Raw genomic sequence first — 18,655 nt, 5'->3', positions numbered from 1 at the left:
GGTCTCGCAACCGCTCCTCTCCTCGCGGATCTTCTGGACAGATACGAATCGAATCAACGCTCTCCAGGTGTGGGGCCAGCGTATAAATCCAGGATTGTTTCTCTCCAAAGCCATGTCCTTGCACGACGGGAAGTCCGCCGTCATGGGCATTGGCGAATTGGTGGATCGCCAATCCAATCTGGCGCATATTATTTGAGCAGTGAGTTCGCCTGGCAGCCGCTCGCGCGGCCTGCACGGCCGGTAGCAGCAGGCCAATCAATACTCCGATTATGGCGATCACCACCAAGAGTTCTACCAGGGTAAATCCCGAACGCGCGCGCATGAGTTCACCTCTTGAACGCTAAAGCAATTTTCTGGAAAGAATCGAATCACAACGCACATAAAAGTGCGCAGCAGTTCACAGAAACAACGGGCATAGAAACTGCTCTCTGGCAGAAAGCAAAACTGCGCCCTTAAGAATTAGCAGGCTGGAGGTCCCCGGCCGGGATGTGTCCCCAAGAGCGGGGAATTGTAGGACGCGAAAAGAGCCGGTGGAATCGTAGGAATGACATCCACACAGTCACTTGTTACTTGAAAGACAAATTGCGATTGAGCCTGAACTAAAAAGGCACAGATAGGGCAATCTTCCTCAGCGAGGACTAGCTGAGTCTGGTCCTCTTGCTCGCTTTGCGAATTGGAGCAGAGGTAAGATGGCGAATGGTGATTCTCGTGAGCAAGGAAACCATCAAATGAGGAAGAATCTGCCGATTGATGGCAAACTCCGTCATGGCAGTGTCCACAGCCCCACAGAGAGTGCAAACCGTAGCCCAACACACCCGCGCAGCCATAAACTGCCAAGAGCAGCAAAGCGACTAAAGGGAGTTGCTGATGTAAAGCTTGCCTTCTCATAACAGCCTACTATAGAGGCGAGAAACCCAGAGGTCAAGCAATTTAATAGTCTGACAAACGGCCCCAATCCACAATCTCATGAGAAGTCATCCACCGATCCAACAGCAACAAACAAAACCGTTAGCCCCCTCTGTGTAATCCGGGGTTTTGGCATGGGTCTTTAATTGGTTTTCCACACCGGATCATGGTGCGACTCCTCTGCCGACGCAAACCAGCGGGTCAGGGTCATCTTCTGCCGTGTATAGAAATGCACACTCTCAGTTCCCTGGATGTGCAGGTCGCCGAAGAAGGATTGATTCCAGCCCGTAAACGGAAACCAAGCCATCGGGGCAGGCACGCCGACATTGATGCCGATCATCCCAGCATTGAAGTGCTGTTTGAACTGTCGGGCCGCGTAACCACTTGACGTAAAGATCGACGCCCCGTTGCCATAGGGACAATCGCGTCCTACCTCGAGTGCGCTCTCCAAATCCTTCACACGGATTACTGAGAGTACAGGGCCAAAGATTTCTTCCTGAGCAACTCGCATGGAGGGTTCCACTTGATCTAACACACTGGGACCGAGGAGAAACCCTTCGCCGTCGAATTCGCGGCGACCATCGAGGGCCACGCGAGCGCCATCGGTCGCAGCGATGTCAAGATATCCGGCTACGCGGTCCAAGTGCTCGCGGCGAATTAGTGGGCCCATGTCGACGCTTTCATTGCCATCGGTGGGACCCACCCGGAAGCCACCTGCGTGATCACACAAACCTTCTACAAGTGGATCGGCAACGGAGCCAACAGCCACCGCCACGCTACCAGCCATACAGCGCTGGCCAGCGCAGCCGTAGGCTGACGCTGAGAGGGCTTTCACCGATTGATCAAGATCAGCATCGGGCATGATGATTAAATGGTTCTTTGCCCCGCCTGCGGCCTGGACTCGTTTTCCATTCTTCGTGCCCGTTTCGTAAATGTGCTTTGCGATCGCAGTCGAACCGACAAAAGAAATCGCGGCGACCTTGGGGTGAGTTAACAGCACATCGACGCAATGGCGATCACCATGCACGATATTAAACACACCCTTTGGAAGTCCTGCTTCGGTTAGCAGCTCTCCCAGCCGTACCGAAGAGAGCGGCACCTTCTCTGATGGCTTGAGTACAAATGTGTTTCCGCAAGCAATGGCTACCGGAAACATCCACAGCGGAACCATGAAAGGAAAATTGTACGGAGTGATGCCGACACATACGCCAACTGGATGCCGCATGGTTTCAGCATCAACACTCGCAGCGATATTGGGCAGCGTGTCTCCCATCAACATTGTTGGAACACTGCACGCGAACTCAATCATCTCCATTCCGCGTTGCACCTCGGCCCGGGACTCGGGGAGCGTCTTGCCATGTTCGCGAGTAACCAGCGCGGCAAGTTCTTCAAAATGCTGTGCAACCAGGTCGCGGAAGCGAAACATCACCCGAGCTCGCTCCACGGCAGGCGTCTCGCTCCACGCAGGCAATGCTTCTACGGCGGCAGAGACGACGGCAGCCGTTTCGTCTGGAGTGCAAAACGGCACACGAGCGATCACCTGACCGGTGGAGGGATTGTAGACATCCCCCCCCGAATTCTTGGAGTGTTTGTGCCAATTGCCGGCAGAAAGAACCGGTACGATTGGAATGTTGGCGTCTGCAACGCTTGACATAAGTGCACCTCTGCATGAATGGACTGATAAGGTTGGATCATTTTTCCCGCCAAGTCGCTTGCGGGTAGATGCAATAGATAACCTTGAAAGGGTAGTAGTCAGTGGGTTTTTCAACAGCTATCATACCTTAGTACGCATGATTCACACAGGTGTACGACAGACTTTCGCTGCTAACTCGCAGTTGGTGGTGACTATCTCAGGCCAGATTTTTTGACAGTTTATATATAGAGGACGCATCCGATGCCCAGAAATGTCCGCGGTGCCTTAATTCAGGCGACTTTGTGTGAGCCAGTCACTTCCGGCGTCGAAAAAGTAAAGCAGGCGATGATCGACAAGCATGTCGAACTACTTGCGCAGGCCGCCGATAAAGGTGCTGAGGTGGTCTGTATGCAGGAGCTATTCTACGGCCCCTATTTCTGTGCCGAGCAGGATCCTAAATGGTATGAACTTACCGAGCGCGTGCCCGATGGACCAACGACCAAGCTCATGCAGGAGCTTGCCAAAAAGCACCAGTTGGTCATTGTCGTACCGATGTACGAAGAGGATCTCACGGGCGTGTATTACAACACGGCCTCGGTGATCGACTCGACGGGCGAGTATCTCGGCAAGTTCCGCAAGATGCACATCCCGCATTGCAACCCAGGCTTTTGGGAAAAATTCTATTTCCGTCCCGGCAACTTGGGATATCCGGTCTTCGAAACCAAGGTGGGCAGAGTCGGCGTCTATATTTGCTACGATCGCCACTTCCCCGAAGGAGCCCGCTGCCTGGGGCTCAATGGCGCCGAGATTGTGTTCAACCCCTCGGCCACTGTCGCAGGACTCAGCGAATACTTGTGGAAGATCGAACAGCCAGCCCATGCGGTCGCCAACCAGTATTTTGTCGGTGCCATCAATCGTCCGGGCTTTGAAGAGCCATGGCGGATCGGCGAGTTTTACGGCCAGAGTTATTTCTGTGATCCGCGTGGTCAATTCATCGCCCAAGCCGACCGTTCAGGCGATGCCATCGTAATCGCAGACATGGACCTGGACCAGATCCGCGAAGTCCGCAACACCTGGCAATTCTTCCGCGACCGGCGACCGGATAGCTATGATGAGATCGTGGCGGGGTGATGCTCTCAACCTCCCGAATAGTCACGCGAGTTGGATAATTTTGGCGGCATAAGAAGTTGGTGTGGAATTGCTTTGCTGCCATTCGATTCACCTGCCTTTTCACTTAATGGTAGGTGCTTAGTGGTTCCACTGACAGATCGAATCCTCGATCTTGTCATATCGTCAGCAGAACTCTCCTCAAGCAGTGTACACATAGCAGGAGCGGAAAATGCAAAATGGTGACAGCTCAAGACATCGCTGATGCAGCCAACACAATTCGCGCCGGAGGACTGGTAGCTTTTCCAACCGAGACTGTTTACGGACTGGCTGCGAATGCACTCGACGCAACGGCAGTCGCGCAGGTATTCGAATTAAAATGTCGACCTCAGTTCGACCCGTTGATCTCACACATCGCGGATGCTTCTCAACTCACCAAATTGGCTCGGGAAGTTCCTGCGCAGGCGTTGGAATTGATCGAGCATTTCTGGCCGGGACCATTGTCATTGGTGCTGAAAAAACAACCTCAGGTTCCCGACATCGTGACCGCAGGGTTGTCAAGTTTCGCCATTCGCTGTCCCGATCACGAAATTGCTCGGAAACTGATCCGCTCGGCTGGTGTCCCCCTCGCCGCTCCAAGCGCGAATCGGTTCGGCATGATCAGTCCGACAACTGCCACACACGTCATCGAACAGTTTGGAGATCAATTGCCCATAGTGCTTGACGACGGGCCCTGCCGTATCGGAGTAGAATCCACCGTGGTCTCCTTCGTGGATTCACAGGATGGACGCCCCATGTTGCTTCGCCCCGGCGGGGTTACGCTGGAAAAGCTTGAAGAAATCATCGGGCCAATTGAAGTCCCCACACTTGTATCTTCTCGACCAACTTCCCCCGGCCAATTGTCACGCCACTATTCACCCGCTACTCCACTCATCCTTTCAGCAGATAGTGAGAAAATAGTCTCGGCGAACGACAAACTGAAGGTGGGACTAATGAGCTTCCAACGTCCGCATTTCACTGCTGGGTTTGCGGCGATCGAAGTGCTTTCCGAACAAGGCTGTCTCCGTGAGGCAGCGGTCAATCTCTTCGCAGCAATGCGTCGACTCGATGCACTCGGCTTAGACATCATCGTTGCCCAACCCGTCCCCGAAGTCGAACTTGGCCGCGCAATCATGGACCGCCTCAGGCGCGCAGCCGTCTCTTGAACTCGAAAAACCTGTCCCCCTTTTTTTGCTTAACCTTATGCCATACTAGTAGCTTTAACTTTCATCAGCACCAGATAGGCTACAAACGATAGGCCGAAGCTGATGAACCAAGCGTAGTGGTACAGATCGGCCCAGAATGGAGGAATTGACTCCTTCCACTTGTCGGATACAGCAGCAAGGAATCCTGGTACGCAAGGCGCGATGCCGAGAAGCATCGCAATAATCGCCAGTGGATTGAATCCACCCTGGTACCAGTACGGTCCTTCGCGGCGGTAAAGACCTGCGAGATCAAGTTGAGTCTTTCGCAACACCAAATAATCCGCCAGCAGGACTCCTCCCACGGCACCTAAAAGGGCCGAGTATGCGACCAGCCAGCGAAAGATATAACCCGAAGGGTCGGCAATGAGTTTCCATGGTTGCATCAGAATGCCGATCAGCCCCGTGATGAATCCACCGGTGCGAAAAGAAATCCAGCGTGGGGCGAGATGGGCAAAATCGTTGGCCGGACTAACCACGTTGGCAGCGATATTGGTGGCGAGCGTGGCGATGCAAAGCGACAACATCGCTACGACGAGCACAACGGGGTTGGAGAATTTTGTGAGCAAGATGACGGGGTCCCAGATGGTTTCGCCATAGATGACCGCTGTTGCCCCGGTGACGGCTATCCCGATGAACGAAAAGAGGGCCATCGTGGTTGGAAGGCCTAATGCCTGGCCGAGTGCTTGATCCCGCTGTGAATAGGCATAGCGGCTAAAGTCGGGGATGTTCAGCGAAAGCGTGGCCCAAAAACCTACATTCGCCGTCAGAGAAGCAAAGAAAAAGGGCCAAAACTCACCAGCTTTCGCACCGCCGATTTCGAATGCAGATGGCTTAGAAAGCATAGTTCCAAAACCATTTGCCTCGACGTATGCCCAGGCCAACAGCGCAAGGCCCAGCCCAATCAATAGCGGTGCTTTTATGTTCAATAGAACTCGAATCGATTCCACTCCCATGTAAATCACCCACATATTGATGGCCCAAAACAAAAAGAAACAGACAACCTCGGCTAGATTGATATCGATGATTGGGAGATTTTCCAACGAACCCCATGCGGGCACAAACGCGACCATGATCTGATAAATCGCGGCTCCACCAATCCAGGCTTGAATGCCAAACCATCCGCAGGCGACCAGCGCCCGCAGCAATGCGGGCACGTTGGCCCCCAGAATTCCAAACGAAGGCCGGCAGTAGACAGGAAATGGGATGCCATACTTCGTGCCGGCATGGGCATTAAGTATCATGGGAACGAGCACAATGACATTGCCAAGAAAAATCGTGAGGATCGCTTGCCACCAATTCATCCCTTCCTCGATCATGCCCGAGGCAAGCATGTACGTCGGCACACATGCCGACATCGAGATCCACAACACTGCCATGTCGCGTGTTGACCATCTTCGCCCCGAGCGTGGCACCGGGGCCATGTCTTCGCTGTAGTAGGGAGAAGTCGATAGATCCGTCGTGAGCTCATGAATCCCATCGTGGAAGGCTACCGGGCTAGCAGATTTATTGGCCATATTGTTATCCCCGAATCGAAGAGTTAGTAAGTATCCACGAAAATTAGTAATTGAGGAAAAAAGTTTCGATTATGGGGTTTTCTCAAAGCTGACCCCGCGAGTCTCTCCAGTTAATTCACTGTGCTGGGCAGGGTCAATGGCAGTCGCTAGAATTGGAGCAGAAATATCCCTCTTGTCCGCACGCTCTCTGAGGAAACGCTATGAGTGCCACCAACAGCAATCTGGAACTACCCATCTGCAACCATACTCCCACTGCCTACGACGGTCCTTCGCGCGACGAAGTCATCGCCCTTCGTCACCAGTATGTTTCGCCCGGCGTGCTGACTTATTACCAGGACCCCCTCATGATCGTCGAGGGGAATATGCAATACCTCTGGGACGAGTCGGGAAAGCGGTACTTGGACGGCTTTGCCGGGATCGTCACAGTGAGCGTTGGACATTGTCATCCAAAAGTTGTCGAGAAGGTCCGCGAACAAACCGGGCGACTTCAGCATACAACCACCATCTATCTGCACCCGGCCATAGCCCAGTTTGCTGAGAAATTGGCGGGCAAGATGCCCGAGGGTCTATCGCGGAGCTACTTCACCAACAGCGGCAGCGAAGCAAATGAAGTGGCCATCCTCTCGGCCCGCGAGTACACCGGCAACGAACCAGTCATCGCCCTGCGCAACGGCTATCACGGCGGCACCTCGATTCCTATGGGCCTTACAGCCCATGGCACTTGGAAGTTCAAATCCAATCCGCAGCTTAACGTGCTGCACACGAACCCTGGCTACTGTTATCGCTGTCCCTATGATTTGGAGTATCCTTCCTGCGATCTTAAGTGCGCTTACGACGTCAAGAATGTGATTCAGTATCAGTCTCCCGGTGAGATCGCCTGCTTCATCGGTGAGCCGATTCAAGGAGTCGGCGGCACGGTGACGCCACCAAAGGATTTCTTCAAGGTTGTGTACGAGATCGTCCGTCAACATGGCGGCCTATGCTTTGCCGACGAAGTGCAGGGAGGATTCGGCCGCACGGGGCATCACTATTGGTCGCATCAGAATTACGATGTGGTGCCTGACGGAATCTCTATGGCCAAGGGTATCGGCAACGGCATTCCACTGGGAGGTTTTACAACGACCGAGCCAATCTCCGAGGTAATGAAAAACCGCATTCACTTCAATACTTTTGGCGGCAACCCAATCAGCATGACCCAAGGACTTGCTACGTTGGAGGTGATCGACGAAGAGAATATCCAACAGAACGCACTCGAGGTAGGTACTCACCTCAAAAACCGACTCTTAGAACTTCAGGAAACGCAGCCCCTCATCGGCGAAGTCCGGGGCCTGGGACTGATGCTCGGCGTGGAGTTAGTGCGAGATCGTAAGACCAAGGAGCCAGCTAACACGGAAGCCGCCGCCGTGATGGAACAATGCAAGAATCGCGGCCTGATCATCGGCAAGGGGGGCCTGTTTGGCAACACCCTGCGTATCAAACCCCCGATGTGCATCACTAAGGACGATGCCAATTTCATGGTGGATTGCCTTGACGAAGTGCTCAGCACAGTTAGAACGCCATAACCACGATGCAATGCATCGCAGGCCTCTTACTGCTAGCACCTCATCAATATTCTGAGCGCCTACGGCCCAAAATGTCGATGGTCTTAATGATATCTTGTTTTGATGCGCAGCCTATGCGCATTGTTGGCTCATGGCTTTTAGGGGGGAACTAGCGCCATGTCTCGTATGAAATCTGTCGCTGCGCTTATTGCGCTGCTGGCTTGTGCGGGCTGCAAAATGTGTTGCAGCTATCCTGACAATGTGCCGCCGGTCCTCAATGGACCTTATTCACACGTCCACGGGCGGGCTGGCTCGGTTCTGTCAGGTGGCTATCAACCGCCTCTATACGGGGGAGTTCAGCAGCTTCCTGAGGTGGGAGATCCGATTGTGAATCAGTAGCCGACGGAATTGGATCATAAGTTCGAGGTCCTTCTGCCTGTTCAGCATATTCTCGATTGAACAACTTGGGATCAAAGGGATCTTTTGCCATGTAACGGCTCGGATCGGCACCGTTGACAACCTGCTGCACTGCGACAGAATTCTCACTTGCTGCATCGCGCTTGATTGCCGTATCGACAGTAGTCGATGTCTCCCCTAGTTGCTCATCCGTGAGTTGCGTGAGCCAAGCACGCAAAATGGCTACTTGGCGAGGTGTGAATGCCTTCGATTGCGCTCTTGGGGATAAACCGTGAACGGACGTTCCTTTGGTAATTAATAGGCTCTCATCTGAGTCACTAGTGCTAATCATTCGCACCACGGAGTCCAGATTTTGCTGAATCAGTTCGGGGCTCCCTATGCCCGCAAGCGCCTCGCGATCTATTAGCATTCTTTGCTTGGAGCCGGGAACATGGCAACCACCGGTAGCGCATGTGTGAACTAACATCGGTTGGATACGCCTTACAAATTCGACTCGTGCCCATTGAGGGATTTCTGGCGTGAGAGGGATGTCTGTTTCATTTGATACAAGTTGAAGTGGCTCCGGCTCAGCAAGCATAATCTTCGTTGGCGATTGGGTCTGAGTTTCGGCCGCGCGGAAGTGTTCAATCTGTCGAGCAAAAACCTCTAGCAATCGATGACGAGGTTCTAGACTGCTGGCCTCTTCAAGCTCGGCTTCAGCTTGATCTAGTAAACCATGCTGCAGGCACCACCGAACCACTTCAAGGTGCGAATCCGCCGTGGTCCCCCCATGGCGTTCGCGACGGTGGTAGTAGGCCTCCTTGATGTTGTGACAAAAAAAATCCACCTCTGTTGTCCGAACCAGAAGCTCGCCGTTCGGAAGCATCACGCGGAAATGCTCTTCTTCCTCACTGACGACACCTTCAAGGATGCTACCGTTGTTGAGTACCAGCAGACCCTGTTGGGGCGGTGAAGCCGCCGATTCAGCAACAATGGTTGCACCCATGAGCAACATTGAAACCAGGCCTACCGTTAGGGGGCTCCAACTGGGAGTTGAGCGCATGGCTATTCGGAGTTGGTATTTCAAAACCATTGTGGGGAGAGGCTACGAAAAGCGACTTTTGCGGTCAAGATGGCCCTGGGTCGTCCTGCCGCCTGGAAGTCGTACTATATGCCAGCTATATTGGAGTTCTTACAGCTTTGGACCATAGGTGGACTTGGAGTAATAAGGGATGGGGGCATGGATCACGAAAGACGCCATGTGTTCTTCTCTGGCCGTGTGCAGGGGGTGGGATTTCGCTATTCCACGCAGAGAATTGCGAAGGGATTTGCAGTCACCGGTTTTGTCCAAAACCTCCCTGATGGTCGTGTGGAGCTGGTCGCAGAGGGCAATTCAGCAGAATTGCAGGCCTTTTTGCAGGAAGTGGGCGAACGTCTGGCCAATAGCATTCGTAGCACTGCTGTCGACCGTCGTCCTGCGACGGGTGAATTTCATGCCTTCAGGATCCGCCATTAGTTAAATCCACTTAGTGTCTCCAGGTCACCTAGTTATTCAACTTTCCTTTCGATTAAAATATCTCCATGTCAAATCTCTCTATCTGGCTCAAACCCATCTGGCTTCTTTCACTTGGTACCACTGCTGGCTTGGTGATCCTGATCGCGTTATGGGGAATCCTTTTTCTGGTGAATCGGCGGGCCGCCGCAGGTGTACTCAGTTCAATTCGGGAAGGGATTCTTCTGCCGGTGACCTATACGTTGGCCATCTTGGGAGTTTTGGCCTTGTTGGCGACTCCCACAATGAACGTCAGCGAGGTACTGGACTCATTGAAACGAATGACCGCTGTGGGCCAGGTAGAGGTCACCGCCACAATTCCAGCCAATACGCCTGACTTTCCCCTGGAAATCTCTTTTCGTCCGGAAGAACTGCAGAGCTACTCGTTTGTTAGCGAGCAGGACTTGGCGGTGAATACGGAAAAAGGAAAGGGATACATCGAACCGGTTGTGCAAATCGAGGGGAATCAGCTCTATATTTGGTCCCCCGGCAGCAGTTTGCCCCGCTCTTTCGAGGAGGAAGTCGAGACCCTTTACTTCACCAATGAAACCGATCTGCCAAGCGAACTGACGGTGATCTTCACCAGTGATGTCGCCATGCCCGAAGTCCACTATCTACGTGTGGCTGCCCTGAGCGTGGTGGGACTCTACCTGGGATATCTCTTGATTAATCTGGTCGCCCCCAAGGCCGCCATCATCGCCGCTGCTACCTCCAAGGAAGCCATTTCCCAGCCCCTGTTCATGCTACTGACTGTAATCGGTATTGCCGCCTTGTTGTTGTATGTTTATGTGCCCTACAACACGTTTGGCGAAGATGTCAAAATGCTCAAGACTTCGGGCATGGCAACGATCAAAGTCTTAGCAATTATTTTTGCTCTATGGACAGCCAGTGTGTCGGTCGCAGATGAAATCGAAGGCCGTACAGCGCTTACCGTCCTCTCCAAACCCGTGAGCCGACGCCAATTCATCCTCGGCAAGTTTCTCGGCATTGTCTGGCCAATCCTGCTCATGTTTTTAATCCTCGGCACAGTTTTCCTGCTAACCGTTTCCTACAAAGTCGTCTACGACGCCCGCGAATCGGCTAAGACCGTACCTATTTGGACTGAGTGTTTTGCCGAAGTGGTACGCATCGTCCCGGGTTTAGTTCTGGCATTCTTCGAAGCCGTCGTAATGGCGGCAATCAGCGTGGCCATTTCCACGCGGCTCTCTATGCTTCCGAACCTGATTATTTGCGGTTCGATCTACGTCCTCGGCCACCTTGGGCCATTGATCGTCAAGTCATCTGCAGGGGAGATCGTATTCGTCAAGTTCATAGGGCGATTGATTTCAATCGTGCTCCCTGTGCTCGATCACTACGAAATAGAGGGAGCAATCGCCGGATCCTCAGCGGTTCCGACCGAGTACTTGCTTTTGGCACTGATCTACAGTTTGCTCTACTGCGCGGCTGCCATGCTTCTGGCACTGCTGTTCTTTGAAGACCGCGACTTAGCCTAGCCGTCGATCTGCTTCGCCAATTCGAGAAATCCTTGCGCATAAAGGTGTCGCGTCACCTTCAGTGGCGTGTACAATACGCGTCGGTACTTCACTTATCAATAATATTAGTAACGATGTGGTCAAGGTCGCATGAAATACTCTGGTAGATATCGAAGCAATGCCTGTTCCAGATTTTTATCTTTGTTCTCTGCTTCTGCGTGTTGCATGCTCGCAATTGCGGTCTCTAGCGCCACTGGCGTTGGAGTTGGTGAGCCCAATGCTCGCACGGGAGACGAAATCGTCGTCTGTGGGCAGTTCTTCCATACCACGGCTCCAGTAGTTCTCTGGATGGATCCTGGCGGGTATGACGCCTATCGTGTTGAGCGCCGCTTCAGTCCCCTTGAGAAGGCCGAATGGGACGTTTCACGGGAAGAAGCAAAACTAGATACCCCTAACCGCTATGGTATCCGCCAGGAGCCTTTGACACCTGAACAACTAGAACAAGTCCGCGGAGGGGGCTGGACTTTGCCTTTGCTTCAGGACGTGGTCGATCAATTCGTCATGCACTACGATGTATGTGGCACAAGTGAGCGGTGCTTTCAAGTGTTACACGATAGCCGTGGTTTGAGTGTGCATTTCATGCTCGATATCGACGGCACGATCTACCAGACTCTCGATCTGAAAGAGCGTGCCTGGCATGCCACGATTTCCAATTCGCGCTCGATCGGTGTAGAAATCGCCAGCATCGGGGCCTACCCCGATCCAAACTCAGTGCTCGACAAATGGTATGTCACCGATGACGAGGGCGTCGTGCATCTACGTCCGCCACGCACTGTCGGGCACATCGGCGTGCGTACCAAACCCTTCTATGGAGAGCCGGCGAGACAGGAACTTATCAAAGGCACAATTCAGGGACAAGAATTGTATCAGTACGATTTCACACCCGAGCAATACGATTCGCTAATCAAGCTCACGGCCACGCTATCTCGCGTGTTTCCTAAGATCCAACTTACGTATCCGCGGGATGCTGAAGGAAAAGAAATCCCCCATGTGTTGACGGACCAAGAATGGAAAGACTTTCAAGGCGTCCTGGGCCACTATCATGTGCAACGAAACAAAACCGATCCCGGCCCAGCGTTCGATTGGGACAAGGTAATCGGCGGAGCCCAAGCGTTGGTTAATGAATAGAATCCTGCGTTATCAACGGTAATCACTTACCTTTAGTCGCGATGCGCCCTGCGTCCCGTTCAGTAAAGCGGAGCGATTCACCCTTCAGCCTCAAAATAACAGCTTCCCGAGAGCCAACCCCATGAAAATGAGTCCGCGGGCCAAGCTCTAGCCAGCCTTGCGCCGTAGAATGACCGTATCGTCCTCTGACCAGAAGTCGTCAGAATCCAGAACCGAGTCGCAGTGGGGCTGAGCCATTGGACCTTGGCGGTTACCTGCAATCCCATCCCATTTGTGGGCATGGACTTGATGCAATATCGACTCAGCAACTGCCAAAGCATCGCGGCCATCGACACCGGTCACTTGCGGTTCAGTGCTCGTGCGGATCGCGCGGACAAAGTCGAGTTGTTCGAGTTGCATGGCATTTGCGTCTTCGATCACAACATCGCTCTTGATCAACAGTTCCGCGAACATCTGCTCGCGGAGCTTGGACTTCTGGTCATTGGTGAGCGTGTCCACTTCAAACTGACGCGACAAGATTTCTTTAGTGGGGGCAACGAGCGAGGCTTTTCTTGCACCAAAATCGATGGTTGCACAACATTCGTCTGTGAACACCTGCATCGAACGCTCCGCCGTAAAGCTGACTCGCGAGGCGGTCAGATTGGCGATGCAACCCGATGAGAAATGCAAGCGTGCGTCGACCATGTCTTCCGAATTCCCAAGAACGGACATACCTACTGCCTCGACCCGAGTGACTGGCGACTTCACCAGACTGAGTATGGCGTCGATGTCGTGGATCATTAGATCGTGAACGACACCGATGTCGGTTGAGCGAAACGAATACGGGCTCAACCGTCGGGTAGTGATATATTTAGGGTCCTGAAGTCGATCCCTGATTGCAGATAAGGCAGGATTGAACCGCTCGATATGGCCAACTTGCAAGGTGAGTTGTTGCCGCTGGGCAAGTTCTACCAGCTCTTCTGCCTCTGATACGGTCGTTGTGATGGGCTTCTCAGCCAACACATGGATGCCACCGGTGAGCAGTTCCCGGGCAATTTCAAAATGCGACTCGGTCGGAGTGGCGACGATAGCAGCGTCGACCAAACCAAAAAGGTCCCTAAAGTCGTTGAGCGGCTTGGCACCAGTTTCGGCAGCCAACTCATGACAGGCAACTTCGTTTGTGTCGACAATGGCTACTAAACGCGCGTCGGGAAGTGCCGCGGCAATTCGAGCATGAAACCGGCCAAGGTGCCCGGCACCAACCACGGCAATTTTGAGACGACTCATGCGGCTCTCCTCAATTCACGTCCCCGGCCATGCTTGCCTTCTTGCTGGCAATCAATAAAACTCAGCAAGTTTTTCACCTCAGGAGTTTCCTGATTGTTGTTCCGGAGGATTTCGCGCGCGTGGGTCAAACCTACTTTCGAGCGATAGAGCAGACGATGGGCTGCAGCCAGACTGTCGATCGTCTCAGCTGAAAATTCGCGCCGTTTGAGTGCCACGATGTTAATGCAACGAGGATGGGCAGCGATTCCTTCAGCAAGCATGTAGGGAGGAACATCGTGCAAGGCACGACTTAGGCCCGCCAGAAAGCTGTAACTCCCCACGGTGACAAAATGGTGAATCGCACATCCACCTGAAATCGAGGCGTAGTCCTGTACGTGAACATGGCCCGCTAATAACGTGCCGTTTGCAATGATGATGTTGTCGCCCAGTTTGCAATCATGAGCGACGTGAACATTACCCATGAGGAAATTGTTGTTACCAATCCGAGTGATTCCATCTTCCTTTTCGGTACCACGATTGACGGTCACACCTTCGCGAAAAGTGTTTCCATTGCCGATTTCGACGCAGGTATCTCCACCCGAGTAGCTAATGTCTTGCGGCTCTGCACCCAACACAACGTTGGGGTAGACAAGATTATTTCTCCCAAGCGTAACATTCCCCATTACGGTCACGTTGTTGAGCAAGCGGGTGCCTTTGCCAATCTTGGCCCCTGGACCGATCATGCAAAACGGCCCGATTTCGACTTCTTTGTCGACTTCGGCCCGGGGATCAATCCAGGCGTTTGCTGCGATAGTTATTGCCATTGCTCAATTCTCGTAATTCGGCCTACTGGGAAAATGCGACTCTTTGGTTTCCGCCTGTTCATGCAGTTGCTTTCAGCAAGGGTTCCGCAAATCGTGCCGCCAACTGTTGTGCAAACTTGGCGTTCAAGCGATGACCACTTCTGTAAGCAGAAATATTTCCTACAATCTCTTGTCCGGTCAGTGCCAAGTCCCCGATCACATCCAATGCCTTATGTCGGGCACATTCGTTGGGAAATCGCAACTTGTTGTTCATGAGGCCACGATTCCCAAAAATCAGCAGGTCGTTTAGATCGACTCGTTTGCAAAGACCTTGCTTCAGTAATTCATCTGCTTCTCTTTGGAGGATAAAAGTTCTGCTGGGAGCAATGTCTTCAAAAAAATTATCCGGAGTGACATCCGCTTGAAATTGCTGATATCCGATGGCGTCATCCTGGGGATAATCGAGGGTGAAAGATACGTTGTAAAAGCCACACGCTGAAGGATGGGCCTCTATCCAACTATCTCCTTCTGTTAGCCTAAAATGATCTGTGACAATGAGTTGCTTTACTTCAGATTCTTGAGGAACCGAGCCGACTGTTTCCAGTGCAGCCACAAATTCCTTTGCTGAGCCATCGCACCCTGGCATTTCGCATTGATCGACACCCACTTCGCAGTTATCGATCTGCATCCCCGCCAGGGCGGCAAGGATGTGTTCGACCATATCCACTTGGACCATGTCCTTCTTCAGGCAGGTGCGGCGAGGTATTTCAATTCGATACTCGCATCTGGCCGGCACGCGTGCCGCAGGCCCTAAATCATCGCGTACAAACGCAATGCCTGCTCCGACAGGTGCAGGTCGAAATTCGACCCGCACATCTTCGCCGCTCCAATAGCCAAAGCCAGAGATGACAATCGGATGGCGAATCGTGCGTTGTAAGCGACTAGGGTTCATGGCTAAGCAACCACAGGTACCTGCATAGTTGTGGCGGAAGAAAGCGTTCGACCGCCACTGAACGGGCGGTCGAACTTTCTACCATTGATCAATACTTGGTAGCTGCACCAGCGCTGGCTGCTGGCAAAGTACCACCTGGAGTTCCACCGCGATTCAACAGGGCCAATACATCGGGAGTGATGTCCACGTTGTTTTGGAAGACAACTGGCTTATTTATTGCTCTCAGAATATCTTCGCGATTATTAGGGTCGATCGCATCTCCGTTGAACCGCAACACCATGCCGATGTTGTGTTGCTGGGCATAGTACTGAACCGCGTTGCTTACTTCTTGATAGGTTTGATAATAAACCTGAGCCTCGCGCTCAAGGAAGTCGCGGCGAATCTTGCCGGCCTTCAGCTGAAATTCTGCCTTGAGGCGTGCAATCTCTTCGTCGATCTGCTTAAATTCGGGAGCGCCAGGATTGTACTGCTCACGTGCTCGTTCCTTCTCGACGATCGCGTCTCGCTCTGTCTTGATTTGTCCGTCTGCCGACTCCATTTCCTTTTTCATATTTTCCATTGATGTGGTGAATCGCTGGTAGTGCTTGAAAATGTACGTCACGTCGACGACACCGTAGCCATAACGCGCAGAATTCGCGCTGGGACCAGTTTGTTGGGCACTAGTTGGGCTAGCGAGAGCAGCGAGACCAAGCGAAACAATTGAGAACAGGTGCAGGGCTTTCACGTCAGCACTCCTTGCTGGAAAGGGTCATCCATGACCGACGATAGTGGGTTGCCGCCCAAGGGCACGACGCCCGGCAAGCGGGGTGGGCGGTCAGTAAATTGCGGGGCGTATTGTGCCGAGAACTACTCCGGACGTAAAGAGCACTTCTGCACAGGACCTAATCTTCACAAAATCATCAAAACTACTTGTTTCTAGATAGGTTTCTGATCTTGCTAGCTGGTGTGTGGAATTCGACTAATATTCTCCACGACGCCATTCTGATCCGAGGTCCGTGGAACTCGGGCTCTCGACACTCAACAACCTCAGGTTTTACCCCTCAATGGCACCCCAGTCGTTGCACTCGGAACCCGACTCTCTATTCTTCGTCCCTTTATCAGCAGACTTTTAGATCGTGAACCCTACCATTGAAGCCTTCAGATACGTAAAATCGAATAACTGGTCCGGAGAATTACTGCAAGAGTGCATCGCAAACTTGTTGAGAGAACTCGGCAAGGGCTCCAATTTCCAGACAAGCGGAATTCGGCCTGGAAAGCAGTTTGCGTGTAGCAATTGGTCGGCTCTTCTTATCCTTGGGGCAGCATTTTATCTCGGAGAATTTAGGGAAGTGCCATCGCTTTTTGTCATTCGTGGTCGTGACCAAGGAACACGCTTCCAGTTGGAGGATGCGGTCCATTCAGTGGGACGCACTCAGGCGAATTCCATCCGTCTTCACGATACCGAAGTCTCTCGTGAACATGCGGAATTGATACGCCGCGGCGATACTTATGTTCTCCACGATCTCAGTAGTTCCAATGGCACCTTCATCAACGGGCAGCACGCAACGGACCGTGAACTTGTTAGCGGCGACCAATTGCAATTCGGTCGATCATTGTTGCTCTATACTGGCTTTGTCGAAAACCAGTACGAAGACATCGCCGACAAAGTGGACATCGTGCCAAGAGCCGCTTCCGACGATGGATCCCGCATCGTTGCCGCCCTGAGCCACTCTAGTGGAAGCGATTGGCTCTTGCCCGATGCGAGTGACTCCTCAAGCCCATGGATTGCGCGGGCACGCAGTAATTTGCAAATCATGTATCGTACGGCACTGGCAGTCAGCCATACGATGGACATCGACCAATTGCTCGCCCGTATCATGGATATGATATTCGATTGGGTCGACGCTGATCGTGGTTGCATCATGCTGTATGACTTGGACGCAGATAAGCTTGTGCCAAAAGTTCGTCGCCACCGGAGAGGGGTGCGCACTGATGAAAAAATCTCGATCAGCAAGACCATTTTGGACTACGTCGTTGAGCACACTGAAGGAGTGCTCACCAGCAATGCCCGCGACGACAAGCGGTGGGATCCCACCCAAAGTATTGTAAGCCTGGGAGTGCGCGAGGCCATCTGTGTTCCCATGCAAGGACGCTACAACGTCGTCGGTGTCATCTACATCGACACGGTGGTCACACCGCAACGGATGTTGCTCAATGCGGGGAAAATAGATCAATTTACCGAAGAGCACCTTCGCCTCATGATCGCGATCGCCCACCAGGCGGCATTGGCAGTCGAAGATACCTCTTATTACAAAGCGATGCTGCAAGCGGAACGGCTCGCCGCCGTAGGACAAACGATCGCATCGTTGTCGCATCATATTAAGAATATCTTGCAGGGAGTGCGCGGAGGCAGTTATCTCATAGAATTGGGACTCGCCGAACATGGCAAGCTACAACGCGAAGACTCTGCAAATGTAGACAAAGCCGATAAAGCGGTCGATACGATCCGCAAGGGTTGGGGGATCGTCGAGCGAAACCAGGAACGGATTTCAGCCCTAGTCATGGACATGCTCACATTTAGTAAAGAACGCGAACCTGAGCCTCGTGTCGGCGATCTCAACGAACTCGTTAAAGATGTCGTAGAATTAATGCAGGTCCACGCTGGCGAGATGAAAGTCTCTCTGATCGCGGACTTCGTCGATCAGATGCCACTCTTGTTATTTGATCCCGAAGCCATGCACCGAGCGCTATTGAATGTGGTAACCAATGGCATCGACGCGTGCGACGATGTTGAAGGTGGCCAAGTCTCCGTTTGCACGCAATACGACTCTGCAGAAAAGGTGGCTAGAATCGTGGTCACTGACAATGGCGCTGGAATATCGCCCGATGACCTCGACGCTATTTTTCACGTCTTCGTGTCTCGCAAAGGAGGCCGCGGCACTGGGCTCGGACTACCCGTCAGTCGTAAGATATTGGAAGAGCACGGCGGGCAAATCATGGTAGAGAGTACTCCTGGCAAAGGGAGTTCATTTACACTCGAACTACCGGCCAATCAGCCTTCTAAAGAGCAAATCGCCGATTTTGAGGCGGAATTAGAAGGGATGGATCGACTACCTACATAGG

Annotated in this window: 15 protein-coding genes and 1 pseudogene; 7 read left to right on the top strand and 9 right to left on the bottom strand. The window is 52.8% G+C overall.

The features are described from left to right. Positions 1 to 115: 115 nt before the first annotated feature. The 3 genes and pseudogenes from Pla144_RS25145 to Pla144_RS15085 form a co-directional block, all read right to left on the bottom strand. Positions 116 to 322 (bottom strand): annotated as a pseudogene (locus Pla144_RS25145) (type II secretion system protein); the annotation flags it as partial. A gap of 137 nt (positions 323 to 459) precedes the next feature. Further along, the gene (locus Pla144_RS15090) at positions 460 to 888 is read right to left on the bottom strand and encodes a hypothetical protein (protein WP_146451505.1); all 429 of its coding nucleotides are present in this window, start codon (positions 886 to 888) and stop codon (positions 460 to 462) included. Between the two features lie 160 nt (positions 889 to 1,048). Next, positions 1,049 to 2,560, bottom strand: a complete 1,512-nt coding sequence (locus tag Pla144_RS15085; protein WP_146451504.1) for a CoA-acylating methylmalonate-semialdehyde dehydrogenase — start codon at positions 2,558 to 2,560, stop codon at positions 1,049 to 1,051. 240 nt (positions 2,561 to 2,800) lie between these two features. Here Pla144_RS15085 and Pla144_RS15080 point away from each other — a divergent pair, with 240 nt between their 5' ends. Further along, positions 2,801 to 3,670, top strand: a complete 870-nt coding sequence (locus Pla144_RS15080) for a nitrilase-related carbon-nitrogen hydrolase (RefSeq protein ID WP_146451503.1) — start codon at positions 2,801 to 2,803, stop codon at positions 3,668 to 3,670. Between the two features lie 215 nt (positions 3,671 to 3,885). Further along, positions 3,886 to 4,851 (top strand): L-threonylcarbamoyladenylate synthase, encoded by a 966-nt coding sequence (locus Pla144_RS15075; RefSeq protein WP_146451502.1) that lies wholly within the window; start codon positions 3,886 to 3,888, stop codon positions 4,849 to 4,851. 35 nt (positions 4,852 to 4,886) lie between these two features. On the opposite strand, the gene Pla144_RS15070 is transcribed toward Pla144_RS15075, so the two are convergent. Then, on the bottom strand, positions 4,887 to 6,404 hold the full coding sequence (locus tag Pla144_RS15070; protein WP_146451501.1) for an NCS1 family nucleobase:cation symporter-1: 1,518 nt from the start codon (positions 6,402 to 6,404) through the stop codon (positions 4,887 to 4,889). A gap of 200 nt (positions 6,405 to 6,604) precedes the next feature. On the opposite strand from Pla144_RS15070, the gene Pla144_RS15065 reads away from it, so the two are divergent. Then, positions 6,605 to 7,966, top strand: a complete 1,362-nt coding sequence (locus tag Pla144_RS15065) for an aspartate aminotransferase family protein (protein WP_146451500.1) — start codon at positions 6,605 to 6,607, stop codon at positions 7,964 to 7,966. A 253-nt stretch (positions 7,967 to 8,219) separates the two neighbouring features. Here Pla144_RS15065 and Pla144_RS15060 read toward each other — a convergent pair whose 3' ends face one another. Then, on the bottom strand, positions 8,220 to 9,347 hold the full coding sequence (locus Pla144_RS15060; RefSeq protein ID WP_146451499.1) for a hypothetical protein: 1,128 nt from the start codon (positions 9,345 to 9,347) through the stop codon (positions 8,220 to 8,222). A gap of 165 nt (positions 9,348 to 9,512) precedes the next feature. On the opposite strand from Pla144_RS15060, the gene Pla144_RS15055 reads away from it, so the two are divergent. The 3 genes from Pla144_RS15055 to Pla144_RS15045 all read left to right on the top strand — a co-directional run bounded on the left by Pla144_RS15055 (position 9,513) and on the right by Pla144_RS15045 (position 12,553). After that, on the top strand, positions 9,513 to 9,857 hold the full coding sequence (locus tag Pla144_RS15055; protein WP_231936379.1) for an acylphosphatase: 345 nt from the start codon (positions 9,513 to 9,515) through the stop codon (positions 9,855 to 9,857). Between the two features lie 65 nt (positions 9,858 to 9,922). After that, positions 9,923 to 11,386, top strand: coding sequence for an ABC transporter permease (locus tag Pla144_RS15050; protein WP_146451497.1), 1,464 nt, complete (start codon positions 9,923 to 9,925; stop codon positions 11,384 to 11,386). A 204-nt stretch (positions 11,387 to 11,590) separates the two neighbouring features. Beyond that, the gene (locus Pla144_RS15045; protein WP_197530712.1) at positions 11,591 to 12,553 is read left to right on the top strand and encodes an N-acetylmuramoyl-L-alanine amidase; all 963 of its coding nucleotides are present in this window, start codon (positions 11,591 to 11,593) and stop codon (positions 12,551 to 12,553) included. Positions 12,554 to 12,700: 147 nt separating this feature from the next. Here Pla144_RS15045 and Pla144_RS15040 read toward each other — a convergent pair whose 3' ends face one another. From Pla144_RS15040 to Pla144_RS15025, 4 genes are all read right to left on the bottom strand, one after another. Then, positions 12,701 to 13,819, bottom strand: a complete 1,119-nt coding sequence (locus Pla144_RS15040; RefSeq protein WP_146451495.1) for a Gfo/Idh/MocA family protein — start codon at positions 13,817 to 13,819, stop codon at positions 12,701 to 12,703. Beyond that, the gene (lpxA, locus tag Pla144_RS15035; RefSeq protein WP_146451494.1) at positions 13,816 to 14,622 is read right to left on the bottom strand and encodes an acyl-ACP--UDP-N-acetylglucosamine O-acyltransferase; all 807 of its coding nucleotides are present in this window, start codon (positions 14,620 to 14,622) and stop codon (positions 13,816 to 13,818) included. Before lpxA ends, Pla144_RS15040 begins: the two co-directional genes overlap by 4 nt. 58 nt (positions 14,623 to 14,680) lie before the next feature. Next, positions 14,681 to 15,553 carry a UDP-3-O-acyl-N-acetylglucosamine deacetylase gene (lpxC, locus tag Pla144_RS15030; protein WP_146451493.1) on the bottom strand — a complete coding sequence of 291 codons (873 nt, stop codon included), beginning with the start codon at positions 15,551 to 15,553 and terminating at the stop codon, positions 14,681 to 14,683. 88 nt (positions 15,554 to 15,641) lie between these two features. Further along, a complete protein-coding gene (locus Pla144_RS15025; protein WP_146451492.1) occupies positions 15,642 to 16,277 on the bottom strand; it encodes an OmpH family outer membrane protein in 636 nt (211 codons plus the stop codon). A 604-nt stretch (positions 16,278 to 16,881) separates the two neighbouring features. Between Pla144_RS15025 and Pla144_RS15020 the strand changes: the two genes are divergently transcribed. Further along, positions 16,882 to 18,654 (top strand): ATP-binding protein, encoded by a 1,773-nt coding sequence (locus Pla144_RS15020; RefSeq protein WP_146451491.1) that lies wholly within the window; start codon positions 16,882 to 16,884, stop codon positions 18,652 to 18,654. Position 18,655: the final 1 nt, after the last annotated feature.

This window comes from Bythopirellula polymerisocia (assembly GCF_007860015.1).
GTDB lineage: Bacteria > Planctomycetota > Planctomycetia > Pirellulales > Lacipirellulaceae > Bythopirellula > Bythopirellula polymerisocia.
Note: the sequence above shows the minus strand (reverse complement) of the source record. Positions and strands in the feature narration are given on the sequence as shown.